Genomic DNA, 17,754 nt, shown 5'->3' on the forward strand with positions numbered 1-17,754 from the left:
TGACTTTTCTGGAAATGCTAGTGCTCTTTAATGACTGTTTCGGGATTGGACATTCTTTTAAAAAAGGACCATTCATAATAAATCATCCCCTGCCTATCAGTACGTAAAATGGTTGTTTGGGCTTCTTCTAGATTTTGTAAGGTTATTTGATGCGGATGCTTAAAACGATTGTTTCTACCGCAGGAAATAATTGCTTCCACTGGTTTAATTTGTTTAATAAAAAGCGGTTCAGTTGAGGTTTGGCTACCGTGATGACCAGCTTTTAATAATTCTACCTGCAAAGAAGGATACGTTCGTATCAGCTCTAGTTCACCCGCTTTTTCTAAATCTCCAGTAAATAAGCAGCGTTTGTTCGCAACTCGGGCATAAATAACCATAGAATCTTCATTTGCTCCAACACCTGGCTTAAGCGGCGCCAGCAACTGCAACGGGATTTCTCCATTAATTGTTTTACCACCCAAAACCGGAAAACAGACTGTACCTGATTGCTGAAGTTCGTACAGTAAACTAGCAAACATCGGCTTGTGTTCAGTTCCTTCTGGGTAATAAAGCCGCCGAATTGGTATCTTTTGATTAATCATGCCCAAATCACCACAATGATCCGCATCTCCATGACTAATAAACACCTTATCTAAATATTTGACTCCTTGACTTTTTAAATACGGAATAACGGAAGTTTCAGCATTGGACTTACTATTGATTTTTTGCGCCCAGGCTTCTTTTTCAAAGCTAATCTTGCCACCTGTATCAATCAAAATATTTTCCCGATGAAACGGTGCTTGAATAAAAATGCTGTCTCCTTGTCCAACATCAATAAAAGCAAGTGTACCGATAGGATTAAAAAATTTATTGTTGATAAGCAAAAATAAACCGGCAAAAAAGAACCAAAACTTTTTAGACCCTCGATTCAAATAATGCAGCAGTAAAAAAACACAGCCACCTGCCAACAAGAACACACCCGCAGAAAATTTCCCAGTGACTATAGTAAAAGTTCCATGTTGATTTAGCCATTCAAATAGCTGCTGCTGAATATTAAAATAAGCTTCAAGTCCTACAATCATTACTTGCCAGGGATAAATCAATGAGCAAATCAGACTAAAACTCAATAGTGGCAAAACAAAACGCTCGAAAATAGGCATTAATAAAAAAGTAAAAAGACTCCCTAAAACCTGCCATTCAAAAAAATTTAAACCAATCAACGGCAAAATCACGAGATTCAATAGAAAAGAAAAACATAGCATTTGCAAGTGTCGCGGATGAATTTTAGCTATAATCGGCTGAACATAAAGGATAAGAAAAGACAGACCATAACTTAATTGTCCACCTATAGAAAATAATAAATAGGGATTCAGCACTAGCCCTAAAAGTAAGGTCAGTGCCCAACAATCCAACCCAGATAATTTCCATTTGTACTGACTATTTGCCAAACGAATCATGCTGTATACTAAAGCACGAACAACGCTCACTGAAAAGCCGGTCATTCCAGCATATATAAATGAAGCAATCAGCTGTAGCCAAAACAGCTGCTCAATTGTCAGCTTGCATCTTAAACAAATATAACGAAAACAACCAATAAAAAACGCCACATGCATTCCTGACAAACTAAACAAATGGACAATACCCAAATTTGCAAGCAAATCTGCTTTTTGTGCATAATCATTTGCTTTATAGCCAAAAACCAAAGCTTTTAAATAAATAGCTGTTTCAGGTAAAAAGATAGTCTCGCAATAAGCTAAGGCTTTTTTTCTAAATAAGCTTAACCACTGAGTAACTTGATAAAAGTGCGGCATTTTAGTCATTGGATTTTCCATGACTTCAATTGTTAGTGTTTGATGAATGCCTTTTTCTTTTAAAAATTGGCGATAATCAAACCCATGCTTATTTGTTTGCCCAAGCGGCAACTCCAATGTTCCTGATATCTGAACTTGAATCAATCCATTTAAATTTTGCCAATGCTGTTGTTCAGCTTGAGAAGAAAAATGATAAAAAGCCTGGACCTTTTGCTTTTGAGAAACAGATTGATAAAAATCACCTTCTACTTGCAGCTGGTCGCCGTCAATTTTAACTTGGTCTGGCAAAATAGTCAGTAGGCCAGAAGTCTTTCGTTCTTCATGGAAACGAGGTTCAATTTCTTTTTTGATTTGTATCAAGCACAGTAAAGCCATTATCAAGATACTAGTACCGCTGATAATCATTAGCGGCTTAATTCCAGTACAAGCAATCCGAAAGCCTATGAATAAAACTAAACTGCCTACCAGCAAGCCGGGTTTTAAGATAAGCTGAGCAGTTCCCAATGCGGCAATCACCGGAAAAATCCAGTAATTATTGATCGCTTTGAGCTTCAAGGGAAGCGATATCTTCTCCTAATTGTAATTCAGCAAAATATTTTTTCGATAAAACCACCTGATCAACTGTTGCACCCGCTCTTTTAATCAAGTCAAGTGCATACTCATCATTACGATAATCTTTTAAATAATGTATTTTTTTAATTCCTGCCTGCAAAATCATTTTTGTGCATTGTAAACAAGGAAAATGAGTGACATAAATTTCAGCACCTTCTGTAGGAATGCCAAATTTAGCACACTGCAAAATCGCATTCATTTCAGCGTGAATAGTCCGTACACAATGACCGTCAACCACGTAGCAGCCATCATCAATACAATGAACATCTCCGCTGACAGAGCCATTGTAGCCGCCGGCAATGATGCGTTTGTCTCTTACAACAGTCGCGCCAACCTCCAGACGTGTACAAGTGCTTCTCAAAGACAATAAAACACTTTGAGCCATAAAATACTGATCCCAAGGAATTCGTTCAAAAGTCATTATAGTTCTCCTTATCTTCTATTATTTATTCTTAATTTTAAGCTATTTTTGCTGATGTGTATACTGTATTTGGGTGATACAATCGTAATTTAAAGTATTGCACTCGTCAAGTGCTATATTGGGTCTGCTGCTTTTTTATATGCTGAGATTATCTTTTAATTTTTCAAAAGTTTTATCGCCAAAGCCAGAGATATTTTTCAATTCATCTATGGTTTTAAACCCGCCATTTTCTTCCCGATAACGAATGATCTCCTGCGCTTTTTTCTGACCAACTCCCGACAGCTCCTGTAATTGTGCTTCGGTTGCTTGATTTAGATTAACTTTGCTCGACTCTCCCTCGCTCGATTGCTGTAGCGTATCTTCTAAGGCTGCCACCTGTTCTCCCTGTTTAGGGATATAAATCACCATTTGATCTGTTACGCGTTTTGAAAAATTTACTTGCTTGGTATCTGCTTCTTCACTGAAGCCGCCAGCCAGTATCACTGCATCCCAAACACGCATGTTTTCTTTTCCTTCATACATTCCCGGCTGTCTTACAGCACCTTTGATATCCAGAAAAATACGTTGATCCTGCGATTGAGAGAGCTGTGGAGACTCTTCAGTAAATTCTTGACTTTGAGCCACCTGCTCCAACGGATCAGACTTTTTTTGCTGGATAAAGAAAAAAAGTATAATAAGGCAAATGACTATACCTGCTCCCCCTAAGGCTAACTGTCGCCAGTACTTTTGTATCAATGTCCGATAGTCCATTTTTTCCCTCCTCACAATAAGAATACGCAAATTTAATGTGTTTCTTTTAAAAATATGAACTTTTTCAGTTATAAAAAGACGAGGCAAAACTAAAAACAGTTTTGCCTCGTTCTCTATTTACAAATAAACGGGAACCAAAAGTCAGACTCTTTGATCTCTACCTTTGTTATTAGTTTAATTTATCAAGATAATCCAACGCATCCTGAACCGTTTTAACTGGAATAATTTTCATTTTGGTGCCGATTTTCTCAGCAGCCGCTTTTGCTTCCTGATAATTGGACTTAATCGTTGGTTCAGCTTTTTTCATTTCATCGGTAATTTCATCATCTGGAGCAAAAAAGATCTCTACGCCATTTTGACTGGCTGTGACAATTTTTTTATCAATCCCGCCAATCCTTCCAACAATTCCATCAGCATTCATGGTTCCTGTACCGGCTATTTTATGCCCTTTACGAATATCCTTTTGGACTAATTGTTCATACGTTTCCAATGTGAACATCAACCCGGCGGATGGACCACCAATATCTCCGGCATCTATTTCAACAGGAACAGAAGAATCGATCTCAGTATGATCGGTCAAACCAATGCCAATACCAGCTTTTTTATCCGTTGGCAGCTTAATTAAATTTCCTTCTGCTTCTTTGGACTTACCATCCTGCAGATAACTAACCTTTACTGTTTGGCCTACTTTTTGTTTCTTCACATAGTCAACGAATTCTTGACTACTTTTAAATGTTTTTCCATCAATGCCCGTAACAGTGTCGCCAACAGATATACTATCTTTAAAGTTAGAGTTTTCCTCAATAGATAAAACATAAACACCTTTAAATTTCATCGTATACTGAACATCCGCCAGCTTCAGCGCTTGTTCAATTGCAGCATTTTTAGATGAATCCATGTAATATTGCTGAATACGATCGTACTCTTCACTAGTGCTATTTCCCATCAAATCCTTTTTACTAATCAATTCTTCAAAGGAAGAGAATTTAGCTTTAGCTGCAGAAAATAGGGTAGCTTTGCGCACACTAACGGTGGTTAAATAAAAAGCACCTGATTCGGAATCTTTTTTATTATTCACTGTTACAAACTCTTTTAAATTCTCCGTCGTTCCCGGACCTTCAATATAATATGGAATAGGAAAAATCATAGCAATAATGAAAAGGACCACTACGACAAAGGGCAGGATTACTTTAAGTGAAAGCTTTTCTTCTTCATTGTTCATTTTGCGTCATCTCACGATTCTTTTGATTTAGTGCCTTACAGACATTTTCTGGTAAATAGGCGGTCACGTCTCCACCAAATTTCAGCACTTCTTTTAATAAGCTGGAACTGATATGACCATAGGCTTCATCCGCCAATAAAAAAACCGTTTCTAAGTCAGCGGACAAATGATGATTCATTATAGCAATATCTCTTTCATATTCATAATCTTTTACATTACGAATCCCGCGAATTAGAAAGCGAGCATTCAATTCCGCTGCACTGTCAACTGTGAGCTGGCTCGCTTGTGCAATCACTTCTATATTTTTCAAATGCTTCGTGGCCTCAGTAACAAGCTGTAATTTTTCTTCAAGAGTAAATAAAGAACGTTTACTTGTATTAACGAAAACGCCCACAATCACTTTATCAAAAAGCTGTGAACTTCGTTCAATTAAATTTAAATGTCCATTTGTCAGCGGATCAAAGCTGCCTGGAAAAAGAGCAATCTTTTCCATTTCTTGCCTCCTATTGATAAATTGTTATTTGAGTAATACCATAAATTGCTTCTCGTTGCTTTTGCAATGAACCGATTGTTTCCGGCATTTGAACAGATTTATCTGTTTCACACACAATAGTTACATCATCATTCAACAATTGGTACCTCTGCATTTGTTCGATCTGCGCTTGAATCTTCTGTTTAGCATATGGCGGATCAAGCAATACTAGATCAAATTTTTCTTGTTCAGCACTTAAAAATTCAAGTGCTTTATCTGCATCCATCTTTTTTATAACAAATTTTTCTGGTTCTTTTGTGATGGCAATATTTTCTTTTATCACTTTAATCGCAGCAAAATTCTTTTCAATACAAAAAGCTTTGTCCATTCCTCTTGAAACAGCTTCAATCGCCAAACCAGCACTGCCCGCATATAAATCCAATACTTGTCCACCTTCAAAATAAGGACCGATAATATTAAAAATAGACTCTTTGACTTTATCTGTCGTTGGCCGCGTCTGATCGCTATCCAAGGATTTCAGACGACGTCCTCTATATTCTCCAGAAATTACCCGCATTAACCTACATTCCTCTCTAAAACATTCTACATAACCCATCTAAAATTATACAGAAAAAAGATGAAAAATGTTTGAAAATCGTCACACTTTTCATCTTAAAATTACACATTTTCAGCTAAGCGAATCTGTGTATTCAATTCTTCTACGTTAAAGCCTTCATCTTCTTGTTGATAAGCCGCTTTTGTCCCAATCTTTTCGGCAAAATTCATTTCAACATCCGGACGATAAGAACGTTCTACTCTGCGGACAAAATGCAGGCTGTTAATCTTCTCTTCCGCCTGTTCGATCGCTTCTTCATTCATATACAAAACGACATATTTCATTCGTCTGGAAACATATTGAATAAACCCGTATCGTTTTAATGTTTTCAACTGCTTTAGACTATACACCCAAACAACTAGACAACGCCGCTTTTGAAGCGTAAATTCTTTTTCTTCTTTATCCTGCATGGCAACTACCTCCGCACCCATGATTTCCCTTCTCAAAGAACGGATTTCCTGCATCTACTTTTATATCTTCTGAAACATTTTTAGCGACCGCACTTCCTATCAAATCCAAGATGGTTTGCACAGCCGTTTCCGATACTCGAAATTCAGCAACTTCCTCGCTCATGTCCAACGCACGTTTTGCTTGACGCAGTGTCCGCTGCTTTGTTCTGAAATCCGGCGCATGACTGCCGTAGGCTTCGATCCGTTCAAAAGCTTCTTTGGCATCTAGGAAGGCCTTTTGCTTTTCCTTCACCTCTTGAGAGCGGTACATTCTATCACGATTCGCTTGATATGTTGCCATTTCTTCACTATCCAAAATGGCTTGAATCAAGCGTTCTGTCTGATCTTCTATCTTAAAGAGTTCTTCTGTTACAATCATTTCTCTTCACTTTCCTCTGTGTGAGCTATTTCTTTCTCATTTTCCTGTATTAAGACTAACATATTTGCTTTAGAAAACGCAACGCCTATGTTCTCTTTTTCATCATGCCCAAAGCGTGAATGATACAATGAATCTGAAAACCACGATAAAACAGTGAACGTAGGATCATAAACAGGCTCTGTATACATTCCTGTTGCTTTCTTAGCATCAACCTGACCATTTTTTAAGAGCTTTTGGAATTCATCATTGGTCAACGTAAAAGCAGCTGCCGCATTTGCTTCTTCTTTGCTAAATTGCCAATTCTCAATTCTTTCTATCGCTAAAATATTTTTTTGCTTTTTAGTTAAAGTCTCGTAAAGCTTTTGCGCAGTTTTCTGATCTTCAGTTGTCATTCCATAAACAGATAAGCCTTCTCTAACTCTTAATAAATTAATGATCTGCAGTGTCTGATTACTTTTTACCCCATCAAAGCTATTCACATTGTCAGTTTCAATGATCGGTAGTGGCTGCCCTTCAACTAATTCATAAGGCATCAGTGTTAGCAATGTCTCTTTATCCAAATAGGTCACTGCACTCAGCTTACTATTTCCCTGACTAAAAAAAAGAATGGCAAACGTTTTGTTGTCGAAAGCAACTAATGGTCGATAATTCATATCCTCTTCCATTAGCTCTATGTTATAGTTATTTTCCTTATATGTAAAACTAAAATTAGAATAAATCGTCATTAATTCCGAAACATCGGACAAATTCATTCCAAGTGAAAAAGGGGCCATCTTTTGAGAATTTCCAAAGGCTTTGATTGCTGCGATCTTTTCATCTTTAACATTAACCTCTATGTAATCCTGATCTTTTTTACCAAATAACCATAGTTCATAATTCATATTTGTTTTTATCTTTTCTTTTGGCTCGCCAAAAACAGCTATAAAGTCATTGGAATTTGTTCCAATATAAGAAGCAAATCCTGTAGCCTTAAGCTCCTCATAAGGCAAGGCAGTATGAGTGTTAAGCGGTTTAGGTTCGTCCACCGCTTGTTTAGATTTTTCAGCGGGGAAAAAGACTGGTTCTAGATATCCAATAGTTAGGACTATCGAGAGAATGCCTAAAAAAGCTAAAAATCGTTTCATCCTTTTCCCCACTTTTCATCTAATTTTCTTTCACTTCAATTAATAAATCGCCAGAGCTGATACTTTCCCCTTCAACGACGTAGATATGATCTACAATACCGTCGTAGCGGGCTTCAATGCTCGTTTCCATCTTCATTGCTTCAGTGACCAGCAAGGCATCACCTTTTTTGACTTTATCGCCCTTTTTAACCAGCACTTGTAAAACAGAACCGGACATCGTTGCACCGATTTGTTCTTTATTTGTTGGTTCAGCTTTCCGTTTTGTTTGAACAGCGGATTTAATAGATACATCTTTAATAACGATTTCCCGACGCTGACCGTTCAAATTAAAGAACAAGACTCTATTCCCCTCAATATCAGGATCACCGATTTCATCCAAGCGAATAATCAACGTTTTTCCTTTTTCAATTTGAACTTCTACAGACTCGCCTTGACGAATCCCTTGGAAAAAGGTTGGCGTATCCAGTAAAGTAACATCGCCGAAGTTCTGATAAGATGTTCGATAATCTAAGAAAACCTGAGGATACATCAAATAGCTTAAAACTTCTTCTAATTTTGGTTCATAACCAATTTTTTCCGCTAATTCTGCTTTCACCTTATCAAATTTGACAGGTGCAGCAAGACTTCCCGGACGTTCAGTGAAGGCTGGGCGACCTTTCAAGATAATCCGTTGAAGCTCCTTAGGAAATCCGCCAACAGGTTGACCTAAATCGCCTTGGAAAAAGGTTACCACAGATTCTGGAAAGCTTAATTCTTCCCCTTTATCATAAACGTCCTGCTCGGTTAGATTGTTTTGCACCATAAATAAAGCCATGTCACCCACCACTTTTGAAGAGGGCGTCACTTTTACAATATCGCCAAACATCAAGTTAACAGTATGATATACTTTTTTGATTTCATCCCATTTATGACCTAAACCAACTGCTTTAGCCTGCTGCTGCAAATTGGAATACTGTCCGCCCGGCATTTCATGCATGTAAACTTCTGTTTGTGGCGCATTCAACCCATTTTCAAAAGGCTGATAATACATCCGTACATCTTCCCAATAATGATTAATCTGCTGCATGTTGTCAATATTAATGTCAGGTGTCCGTTCGCCATTTACCAACGCGTAATACAAACTGCTCATGCTTGGCTGACTTGTTGCTCCGCTCATTGCGCTTGTAGCAACGTCAACAATATCTACGCCGGCCTTTGTCGCAGCAGAATAAGTGATAATACCATTGCCGCTTGTATCATGTGTATGCAAATGAATCGGCAGATCTGTAGTTGCTTTTAATTCACTAATTAAGCGATAAGCTGCTTGAGGTTTAAGCAAACCGGCCATATCTTTGATAGCAATGATATGCGCACCCATTTGTTCAAGCTCTTTTGCCATATTTTTATAATAGTCAACGTTATATTTGGCTCTGGATGGATCATTAATGTCGCCCGTATAACAAATAGCTGCTTCTGCAATTTTTCCTGTATCACGTACTGTTTGAATACTTTTCTCCATTTGCGGCAGCCAATTTAAGCTATCAAAAATTCGAAAGACATCAATTCCCTGACGTGCAGATTCTTTAATGAATTCTTCAATGACATTATCTGGATAATTTTGATAACCGACAGCATTGGAGCCTCTAAAAAGCATTTGTAATAAAGTATTCGGCATTAATTTGCGGATTTTTCTAAGTCTTTGCCATGGATCTTCATTTAAGAAACGGTAAGCCACATCAAACGTTGCACCGCCCCACATTTCGCTAGAGAAAAGTTCAGGCAAGGCTTCGCCGGTTAAGCGGGCAATTTCTTTGAAATCCTGTGTACGAACTCGAGTAGCCAACAAGCTTTGATGCGCATCACGGAAAGTTGTATCTGTCAACAACACGTTTTCCTGTTGTTTAATCCAGTCAACAACACCTGCAGCACCTTTAGCATCCAACACATTTTTAGCCGTTACGTAATCTTCACGAAGCTGTAAATCAGTCGGAATTCTCGGCGCATCAAAATAACGCTTCGTTGTTTTTTCAATTCCTGGGAATCCATTAACGGTTACTTCACCAATATACTTCATTGTTTTATTTCCGCGATCTCTTAATCGCGGAAACTCAAACAATTTAGGAGTGTTGTCAATAAACGTTGTTTTCGCTTCACCTGATTGGAATTCAGGATGACCAATTACTTTGTGTAAAAATGGAATATTGGTCTTCACGCCGCGAATTCTAAATTCACGTAAACAGCGCTCCATTTTTTGGATCGCTTTTTCAAAGGTAAAACCATGTGTACATACTTTTACTAATAATGAGTCAAAATATGGGGTAACCACTGCTCCAGAATATGCATTACCAACATCCAAGCGGACACCGAAACCACCTGGTGAACGATAAGTATCAATTTTACCGGTATCCGGCATGAAGTTATTTAACGGATCTTCTGTGGTAATCCGACATTGAATAGCTGCTCCATTTAAGGTAATCGCTTCTTGATGAGGAATTTTCATATCTTTATGTAAATCCATTCCTTGAGCAATTTGCAGCTGTGAAACGACGATATCAATGTCTGTAATCATTTCCGTAATCGTATGTTCTACTTGAACACGAGGATTCACTTCGATGAAATAAAAATGCTCTCCTTCAACCAAAAATTCGACTGTGCCAGCATTCACATAGTTTACATGCTTCATTAATTGAACAGCTGCTTCACAGATTTCTTTACGCTGTGCTTCATTCATAGAAACACATGGCGCTACTTCCACCACCTTTTGATGGCGCCGCTGTACAGAACAGTCACGTTCAAAAAGATGAATGACATTTCCATGTTTGTCTCCTAAGATTTGCACTTCAATATGTTTTGGATTAGAAATATATTTTTCTACATAGACTTCATCAGAGCCAAACGCTGCCTTCGCTTCGCTTTTTGCTCTTTCATAACCTTCTTTTGCTTCTTTTTCATCATGTGCGACACGCATTCCGCGACCGCCGCCGCCTAGAGCAGCTTTAATCATAATTGGAAAACCGTGCGTTTGACCAAAACTCACCACTTCTTCTACACTGTCAACTGGTCCATTTGATCCTGGTATAGAAGCAATCCCAGCGGCCTGAGCTGCCTCTTTAGCTTTAATTTTATCGCCAAAAATATCTAAATGGTGCAAAGATGGTCCTACAAAAATCAAGCCTTCTTCTTCACATCGACGTGCAAAGGCTAAATTTTCTGATAAAAAACCATAGCCAGGATGAATTGCATCAGCCCCAGCTTTTTTAGCGATACGAATAATATCTTCCACATCTAAATACGCTTCAATCGGTTTTTTGCCTTTACCGACCAAATACGCTTCATCTGCTTTAAAACGATGGACAGAGTATTCGTCTTCAGCTGCATAGATTGCCACAGTCCCGATGTGCATCTCTGTGCATGCTCTAAAAATTCGAATCGCGATCTCGCCGCGATTTGCTACTAAAACTTTTTTCATACCTTCACTCCTACCTACATATTTATTTGCCTATAGTTACTGATTAGCAAGCATTTGATATTCTTGGTCCATCTTTTGCTTTTTCTCATCGGCACTGATGTTCAGCACGAAAGCAATTGCAATGGAAATAATCAATAAGCTATTTCCGCCGTGACTTAAAAACGGGAAAGTAATACCTGTTAATGGAATAATTCCGGTAAGTCCGCCCAAGTTAATGAAAACTTGTAGCAATAACATAGCACCAATACCAATACACATTAACGAGTTAAACGGCTTCTTGGAACGAACACCGACTAAAATAATCCGAGCAATCATAAACATTAAAATCGCTAGAATCAGTAAAGAGGCAAGCAGACCTAATTCCTCAATGGTAATTGAAAAAATAAAGTCCGAATGGGCTTCAGGCAGGAAGCCTTTCTTTTGAATACTATTGCCCAGCCCTCTGCCGAACCAGCCGCCATTGTTAATTGCATAATAAGAATTGGCCAGCTGATGCCCTGCATTTCGTTCATCTTTGAACGGATTTAAAAAGATAGCAAAGCGCTGATATACATATTGATAACGCGCAGGTACAAAACTACCCTTAGTCAAAACTAAGGTTTCGATAACTCCCACACTACCAATAATGCCCAAACCGCCGAAAATATAGGTGTACATATAGTTAATACCGCTTGATAATAACATGACAATTACAAGTAATGTTAAAATCGCGGCATTTCCTAAGTCGGGCTGAATTGCTACTAAGAAAATTAAAAAACCAACTAAAAGCATTGGTCGAAATACTGCTTTTTTAAATTCTTCATCAATGTATTTCTGTCTTCTTCCTAAAATAAATGCCAAGTACCAAATTACCATGATTTTCAAATATTCCGCCGGCTGCATAGAAAATCCACCAAACTGAAGCCAACCTTTGGCACCATTAATTTCTTTCCCCAGCGTTGTAAAACGAACTGCCAGCAGCAAAGCCGAGATAACCACAATAGCAAACATAATAAAGCCTTTGTTTTGAAAAACCGTTGTCTTCATCTTATAAATAAAGAACATCGCCACCAAACTCAAGCCCCAAAACTGCAGTTGAGAAATAATCATGCCGTTCGGGTTTTTCCCTTGTGATACTAAATATGTCGAGGTTGAACTATAAACCATGATTAAGCCAATGGCACTTAACATTAAATAAGGAATTAAAATGCTGTAATCCAGCAAATGCCGTTTTTTTACCTTATTTGGCAAAGTTTAAACCTCCTTGCCAATTTCTTTTTTTTCTTGTGTTTCTTCGTAAACGTCGCTATATAATTGATTTAGTTCTTTTTCTAAATCACTTAGTAGTTGATGCCCCTGACTTGAACTTAAAATACCTAAACGTATCGCATAAGTTACTTGACGGGAAAAACCGTACATTTGCGTATCTACAACTTCTTCAAACGCCTTGCATTGTGAGATGCATAGACTATTCTTTTGATTGCGGATAAGCATCATAATTCTTTGCGCATCTTCATTTAATAATTGAATAGCAAATTCTTTTGAAATGGTCTCCATATTGGACGCTACCTCCCATCTTAGTGCTGTAATTATAGCATAATTTCCCCTATGATTCATAGCAGTTTTCTAAAAACCACAGTTTAATAAAAAAATTTAATCTTTTCCTATTTTAATCTGTTTTTTTGAATTCATTTACCGCAGCCAAGAACTGTTCACCATATTTATCCAGTTTGTTTTGACCTACACCTTTTACTTGCAGCAACTGAATAGAATTTTCCGGTAATTTTTCACATATTTCCTTCAATGTGCTATCTGAAAATATCAAATACGGCGGCACACCGGCTTCTTGTGCTAAATCCATACGTAAAGCACGCAACTTTTCAAATAGTTCATCATTCACTTCGGCGACTTTTCTGACGCGCTGATCTTCTTTTCTAAAAACGGTCTGTTTGCCTAAAAGAACTTGAACGCCGGACGGTGATACCGATAATAAAGGATATTGTCCATCCGACGGCGTTAAGTATCGTTCCGCAGTCAAATAATCAATTAATTGCGTCACTTCCTTTTGTGTCCGGTCTTTCATTAACCCATAAGTGGGCAGGCGATCAAAATGCCACATATCAATTTTTTGATCCTTTGAACCAGTCAAAACTTTGCCAACCAAGCCCTTGCCGAATTTTTCACCCATGCGTTTCACGCAGGAAAGGACTTTCTGTACATCCACCGTAATATCTACTAATTCGCGGTCATCCAAGCAATTCGAGCAACGGCCGCAATCCGTACCAACCTCTCCAAAATAACGTAAAATAAACTTTTGCAGACACATTTGCGCATTAGCGTATTGAGACATTTCTCTTAATTTTAAATATTCCTTTTGTTTGTAATCAATCGTCATGTCCGACTGCTCAATAAAAAACTGCTGAATCTGCAGATCCTGAGGTGCATACATCAAAATGGCATCACTGGGCAGACCATCTCGACCTGCCCGACCAGCTTCCTGATAATAGGACTCAATATTTCCCGGAATTTGGGCATGAATGACAAAGCGGACATTGCTTTTATTAATCCCCATGCCGAAAGCATTCGTCGCTACCATTACTTGTAGCTGATCAAATAGAAACTGTTCTTGATTCTGATTGCGCTCCTGCTCGTTCATACCGCCATGGTACATGCCGACAGTGATTTTCTTACTTTTAAGCAAATGATAAATTCGCTCAACCTCTTTTCGAGTACTTGCATAAACGATTCCGGATTGTCCTTTGTTCAACTTCAAATATTCTAAAAGAAAGACGTCTCTGTTTTGATCTTTGACGACCTGAAAAGCTAAATTTTCTCTGGCAAAGCCAGTTTGAACTAAGTTTTGCTCCGGAATATGCAATTGTTCGATGATATCCTGTGCTACTTGTTCAGTCGCAGTAGCTGTTAAAGCAATGATTGTCGGCTGCTGCTGAAACTGCGTAATGATTTCCGCCAAACGTAAGTAGCTGGGACGAAAGTCGTGGCCCCACTGAGAAATACAGTGTGCTTCATCGACAGCCAATAAATCGATCGGTACATGTAAAAGCAGCTGTTGAAAATCGAATGATTCCAAGCGTTCGGGCGCCACATATAAAAGCTTGACCTTTCCGTCTACTGCCATTTGGATCCGCTTATTCATTTCTTGCTGAGAAATGGTACTATTTATAAATGTTGCAGGAATGCCCATCATATTCAAGGCATCCACCTGATCCTTCATCAAAGAGATCAAAGGCGAAATAACCAGAGTCAAATGCTCCAGCACCAAAGCTGGCAGCTGATAACAAATCGATTTTCCGCCCCCAGTGGGCATAATTCCTAAAACATTCTCCTTTTTTAATACATGCTGGATGATTTCTTCTTGTCCTTGCCGAAATTCATCATAGCCAAACTTGTCTTTTAATAAGCTTTTGATATCTACCACGAAACTCTCTCCGTTCTTTTTACCTAGTTGCTATTCTAGCACGGGCAATTTGGCAATTCAAGGTTGATCGGCCCCTTCGTGAAACATCACCGTCACGTGAAACAATTCTATTTATTCATAAAATTAGAGAGCTTGATTTAACAGCCTCTTATAAAAAAGATACGCATTTTTGTGGTAAATAATGCTAAGTTATCCACAAAAATGCGTATTATCTAGTTTTATTGTAAAAGATTTTCAATTTGACCATTTACGTCATCAAATGTTTGTCCTGTAATGATTCCATATAAAGCAATCAATAAAACCAGCACAGCTGCAATCAGTCTCAAAGGACGAATCACATAGCCGTGACCTGCTTTTCTATTTTTTCTAATCATATACATTTGATAAACGAAATAAAATAATGCCAATCCAAAAATAATATACGTAATGTTTCCTTCGTTTGCCATAATTAATTACTATCTCCTTTCTGCGCTGTCATTTCTGTATCTAAACCAAAATAGCTTCTAAATTGATTGTATTCCTCAACCTGCGAAAAATTAATCGAATATTCGCCATCAGCTGCGTAATCCTCTGCTTTGGTATTAACAGCGAAGAGCTGTTTCCCCTTCTCATCCTTAAAAATGTAGTTTGTATGCATACCGCTGTGAACATCGATCGCTTCCACGCAATCTTTTGGAAAACTTCCGTGCGCGGACATCTTTTTCGTTTCTGGATGATAGCTATACACATCAATTTTATTGCTCTTTGGATCTAAAACTAGCGCATATGAATAGTAAGTAGTGATTTTTATACCCAGTTCAACCCGTTTACTGTAATGGCCGTTCACCATTATCTTATTCTGTAAATTCGGATCAAACTCTTGAACCATTCCTTTAATTATTTTTTGCAGCTGCAAATCCTTCTCAGCCTTTTCTCCTGTAGCGTCCTCAAAATAGCTTTTCGTCGCTTTATGAGAGTAAAAAGCATAAATACATACAGCAACCAACACAATAGGCACAATCCAATAACCTGTCATAAAAAAACTCCCTTATTTATTTTTTCATTTCCTATTGTAATTTATTGCTGACTAATTTTCCATAACAAAATGAAAAATAAAATAAAAAAAAATGAAAAAATCTCGAAAACTCAGTAGTCTCCACTAAGTCTTCGAGAAATATTAAATATATAACAGATTTATTCTGCTATTTTCTTCTTTTTATTGGCTTTTTCACGTTCATTTTTATTTAAAATTTGTTTTCTTAAACGAATACTTTCTGGTGTTACTTCACAGTATTCATCTTCATTCAAGAATTCTAATGATTCTTCTAAAGTCAATTTCTTCGGTTTTTTAATAACAGAAGTTTGGTCTTTAGTTGCTGAACGAACGTTAGTCATTTGTTTTGCCTTGGTAATATTAACGGTTAAATCGTTGTCACGATTGTTTTCACCGATAATCATGCCTTCGTATACTTCAGTACCTGGTTCTACAAAGACTGTTCCGCGTTCTTCAATACTCATGATACTGTAAGTCGTTGCTTTACCCGTATCGATAGAAACTAGCGCACCTTGATGACGGCCGCCGATCGTTCCTTGAATCATTGGCAAGTATTGATCAAACGTGTGGTGCATAATACCGTAACCACGAGTCATAGACAGGAATTCAGTCGTATAGCCGATTAATCCACGTGCTGGTGCCAAGAAGATTAAACGAATTTGACCGTTTCCAGTATGAATCATGTCCTGCATTTCACCCTTACGTAAGCTTAGTGATTCAATGACACTGCCCATGTACTCTTCCGGTGTATCAATTTGTACACGTTCGAAAGGTTCGCATTTAACCCCTTCAATTTCACGTTCGATAACTTCCGGACGTGATACTTGCAACTCGTAGCCTTCACGACGCATATTTTCAATTAAAATAGACAAATGCAGCTCGCCACGACCGGACACTGTCCAAGCATCTGGCGAATCAGTTGGGTCTACACGTAAAGATACGTCTGTTTGTAATTGAGCCATTAAGCGTTCTTCAATTTTACGGGCCGTAACGAATTTCCCTTCACGACCGGCAAATGGTGAATTATTAACCAAGAAAGTCATTTGCAGAGTTGGTTCATCAATGTGTAAAATCGGCAACGCATCTTGATGATCGATTGGCGTTACTGTTTCACCGACGAAGATATCTTCCATGCCTGAAACAGCAATTAAATCGCCGGCTTTGGCTTCTTGAATTTCTAAACGCTGTAAGCCGAAGAAACCAAACAATTTGGTAACACGGAATTTTTTAACCGTACCGTCTAATTTCATTAAAGCTACTTGATCGCCAACTTTAATTGAACCGCGGAAAACACGACCAATCCCGATACGTCCAACGTAATCGTTATAATCTAATAGAGAAACTTGGAATTGTAAAGACTCATCGCTATTGTCTACAGGAGCCGGAATGTGTTCAATAATCGTATCGAAAATTGGTGCCATTGTTGTTTCCTGTAATGCTGGGTCATCCTGCAAACTTGACGTGCCGTTAATTGCTGAAGCATAAATCACTGGGAATTCTAATTGATCTTCGTCAGCTCCTAATTCGATAAATAGTTCTAATACGTCATCAACAACGTGTTCAGGACGAGCAGAAGGTTTATCAATCTTATTTACAACAACGATAGGTGTTAAATGTTGTTCCAGGGCTTTTTTCAATACAAAACGTGTTTGCGGCATAGTGCCTTCGTAGGCATCAACAACTAAGACAACGCCATCAACCATTTTCATAATACGTTCTACTTCACCGCCGAAATCCGCGTGTCCGGGAGTATCCATGATGTTGATGCGCGTACCCTTATAATTAACAGCGGTGTTTTTAGCTAAAATAGTAATACCGCGTTCTTTTTCAATTGCATTAGAGTCCATTGCCCGTTCTTGTAATTGTGTATGACCGTCTAATGTTTCTGATTGTTTTAATAGCTCATCGACTAACGTTGTTTTCCCGTGGTCGACGTGGGCGATGATGGCTACGTTTCTAATATCTTCTCTGTATTTCAATATAATTGCTCCTTATCCTTTTGCCTTACGTCACTTGTTCA

General features: G+C 38.2%; 16 protein-coding genes. All 16 read right to left on the minus strand.

The window, feature by feature from the left end:
• Positions 1–17: 17 nt before the first annotated feature.
• The gene (locus ABH902_RS02135) at positions 18–2,345 is read right to left on the minus strand and encodes a DNA internalization-related competence protein ComEC/Rec2 (RefSeq protein WP_404588875.1); all 2,328 of its coding nucleotides are present in this window, start codon (positions 2,343–2,345) and stop codon (positions 18–20) included.
• Positions 2,323–2,823, minus strand: a complete 501-nt coding sequence (locus tag ABH902_RS02140; RefSeq protein ID WP_404588876.1) for a ComE operon protein 2 — start codon at positions 2,821–2,823, stop codon at positions 2,323–2,325. Before ABH902_RS02140 ends, ABH902_RS02135 begins: the two co-directional genes overlap by 23 nt.
• A 135-nt stretch (positions 2,824–2,958) precedes the next feature.
• A complete protein-coding gene (locus ABH902_RS02145) occupies positions 2,959–3,573 on the minus strand; it encodes a helix-hairpin-helix domain-containing protein (protein ID WP_404588877.1) in 615 nt (204 codons plus the stop codon).
• Between the two features lie 169 nt (positions 3,574–3,742).
• Entirely contained in the window at positions 3,743–4,795 is a 1,053-nt protein-coding gene (locus ABH902_RS02150; protein WP_404588878.1) for a SepM family pheromone-processing serine protease, read from the minus strand.
• On the minus strand, positions 4,785–5,288 hold the full coding sequence (gene coaD, locus ABH902_RS02155; protein ID WP_404588879.1) for a pantetheine-phosphate adenylyltransferase: 504 nt from the start codon (positions 5,286–5,288) through the stop codon (positions 4,785–4,787). The genes ABH902_RS02150 and coaD overlap by 11 nt, the downstream gene beginning before the upstream one ends.
• 10 nt (positions 5,289–5,298) lie before the next feature.
• Complete coding sequence (gene rsmD / locus ABH902_RS02160; protein WP_404588880.1) at positions 5,299–5,844, minus strand: 16S rRNA (guanine(966)-N(2))-methyltransferase RsmD; 546 nt, start codon at positions 5,842–5,844, stop codon at positions 5,299–5,301.
• Between the two features lie 101 nt (positions 5,845–5,945).
• Entirely contained in the window at positions 5,946–6,293 is a 348-nt protein-coding gene (locus ABH902_RS02165) for a YlbG family protein (RefSeq protein ID WP_404588881.1), read from the minus strand.
• A complete protein-coding gene (locus ABH902_RS02170) occupies positions 6,283–6,711 on the minus strand; it encodes a YlbF family regulator (protein WP_404588882.1) in 429 nt (142 codons plus the stop codon). The genes ABH902_RS02165 and ABH902_RS02170 overlap by 11 nt, the downstream gene beginning before the upstream one ends.
• Positions 6,708–7,835, minus strand: coding sequence for a CAP-associated domain-containing protein (locus ABH902_RS02175; protein ID WP_404588883.1), 1,128 nt, complete (start codon positions 7,833–7,835; stop codon positions 6,708–6,710). The genes ABH902_RS02170 and ABH902_RS02175 overlap by 4 nt, the downstream gene beginning before the upstream one ends.
• Positions 7,836–7,854: 19 nt before the next feature.
• Positions 7,855–11,283 carry a pyruvate carboxylase gene (locus ABH902_RS02180; protein WP_404588884.1) on the minus strand — a complete coding sequence of 1,143 codons (3,429 nt, stop codon included), beginning with the start codon at positions 11,281–11,283 and terminating at the stop codon, positions 7,855–7,857.
• Positions 11,284–11,319: 36 nt separating this feature from the next.
• On the minus strand, positions 11,320–12,513 hold the full coding sequence (locus tag ABH902_RS02185; RefSeq protein ID WP_404588885.1) for an FtsW/RodA/SpoVE family cell cycle protein: 1,194 nt from the start codon (positions 12,511–12,513) through the stop codon (positions 11,320–11,322).
• A gap of 3 nt (positions 12,514–12,516) precedes the next feature.
• The gene (locus ABH902_RS02190; RefSeq protein WP_154775461.1) at positions 12,517–12,819 is read right to left on the minus strand and encodes a YlaN family protein; all 303 of its coding nucleotides are present in this window, start codon (positions 12,817–12,819) and stop codon (positions 12,517–12,519) included.
• 112 nt (positions 12,820–12,931) lie between these two features.
• The gene (gene recQ, locus ABH902_RS02195; protein WP_404588886.1) at positions 12,932–14,701 is read right to left on the minus strand and encodes a DNA helicase RecQ; all 1,770 of its coding nucleotides are present in this window, start codon (positions 14,699–14,701) and stop codon (positions 12,932–12,934) included.
• Positions 14,702–14,919: 218 nt separating this feature from the next.
• Positions 14,920–15,147, minus strand: coding sequence for a hypothetical protein (locus tag ABH902_RS02200; RefSeq protein WP_404588887.1), 228 nt, complete (start codon positions 15,145–15,147; stop codon positions 14,920–14,922).
• Between the two features lie 2 nt (positions 15,148–15,149).
• A complete protein-coding gene (locus ABH902_RS02205; RefSeq protein WP_404588888.1) occupies positions 15,150–15,716 on the minus strand; it encodes a hypothetical protein in 567 nt (188 codons plus the stop codon).
• A gap of 158 nt (positions 15,717–15,874) precedes the next feature.
• Positions 15,875–17,713: a translational GTPase TypA gene (gene typA / locus ABH902_RS02210; protein WP_404588889.1), complete on the minus strand. Its 1,839-nt coding sequence runs from the start codon at positions 17,711–17,713 to the stop codon at positions 15,875–15,877.
• Positions 17,714–17,754 lie beyond the last annotated feature (41 nt).

The sequence above is a fragment of the Enterococcus sp. UD-01 genome, from assembly GCF_044909655.1.
GTDB lineage: Bacteria > Bacillota > Bacilli > Lactobacillales > Enterococcaceae > Enterococcus_L.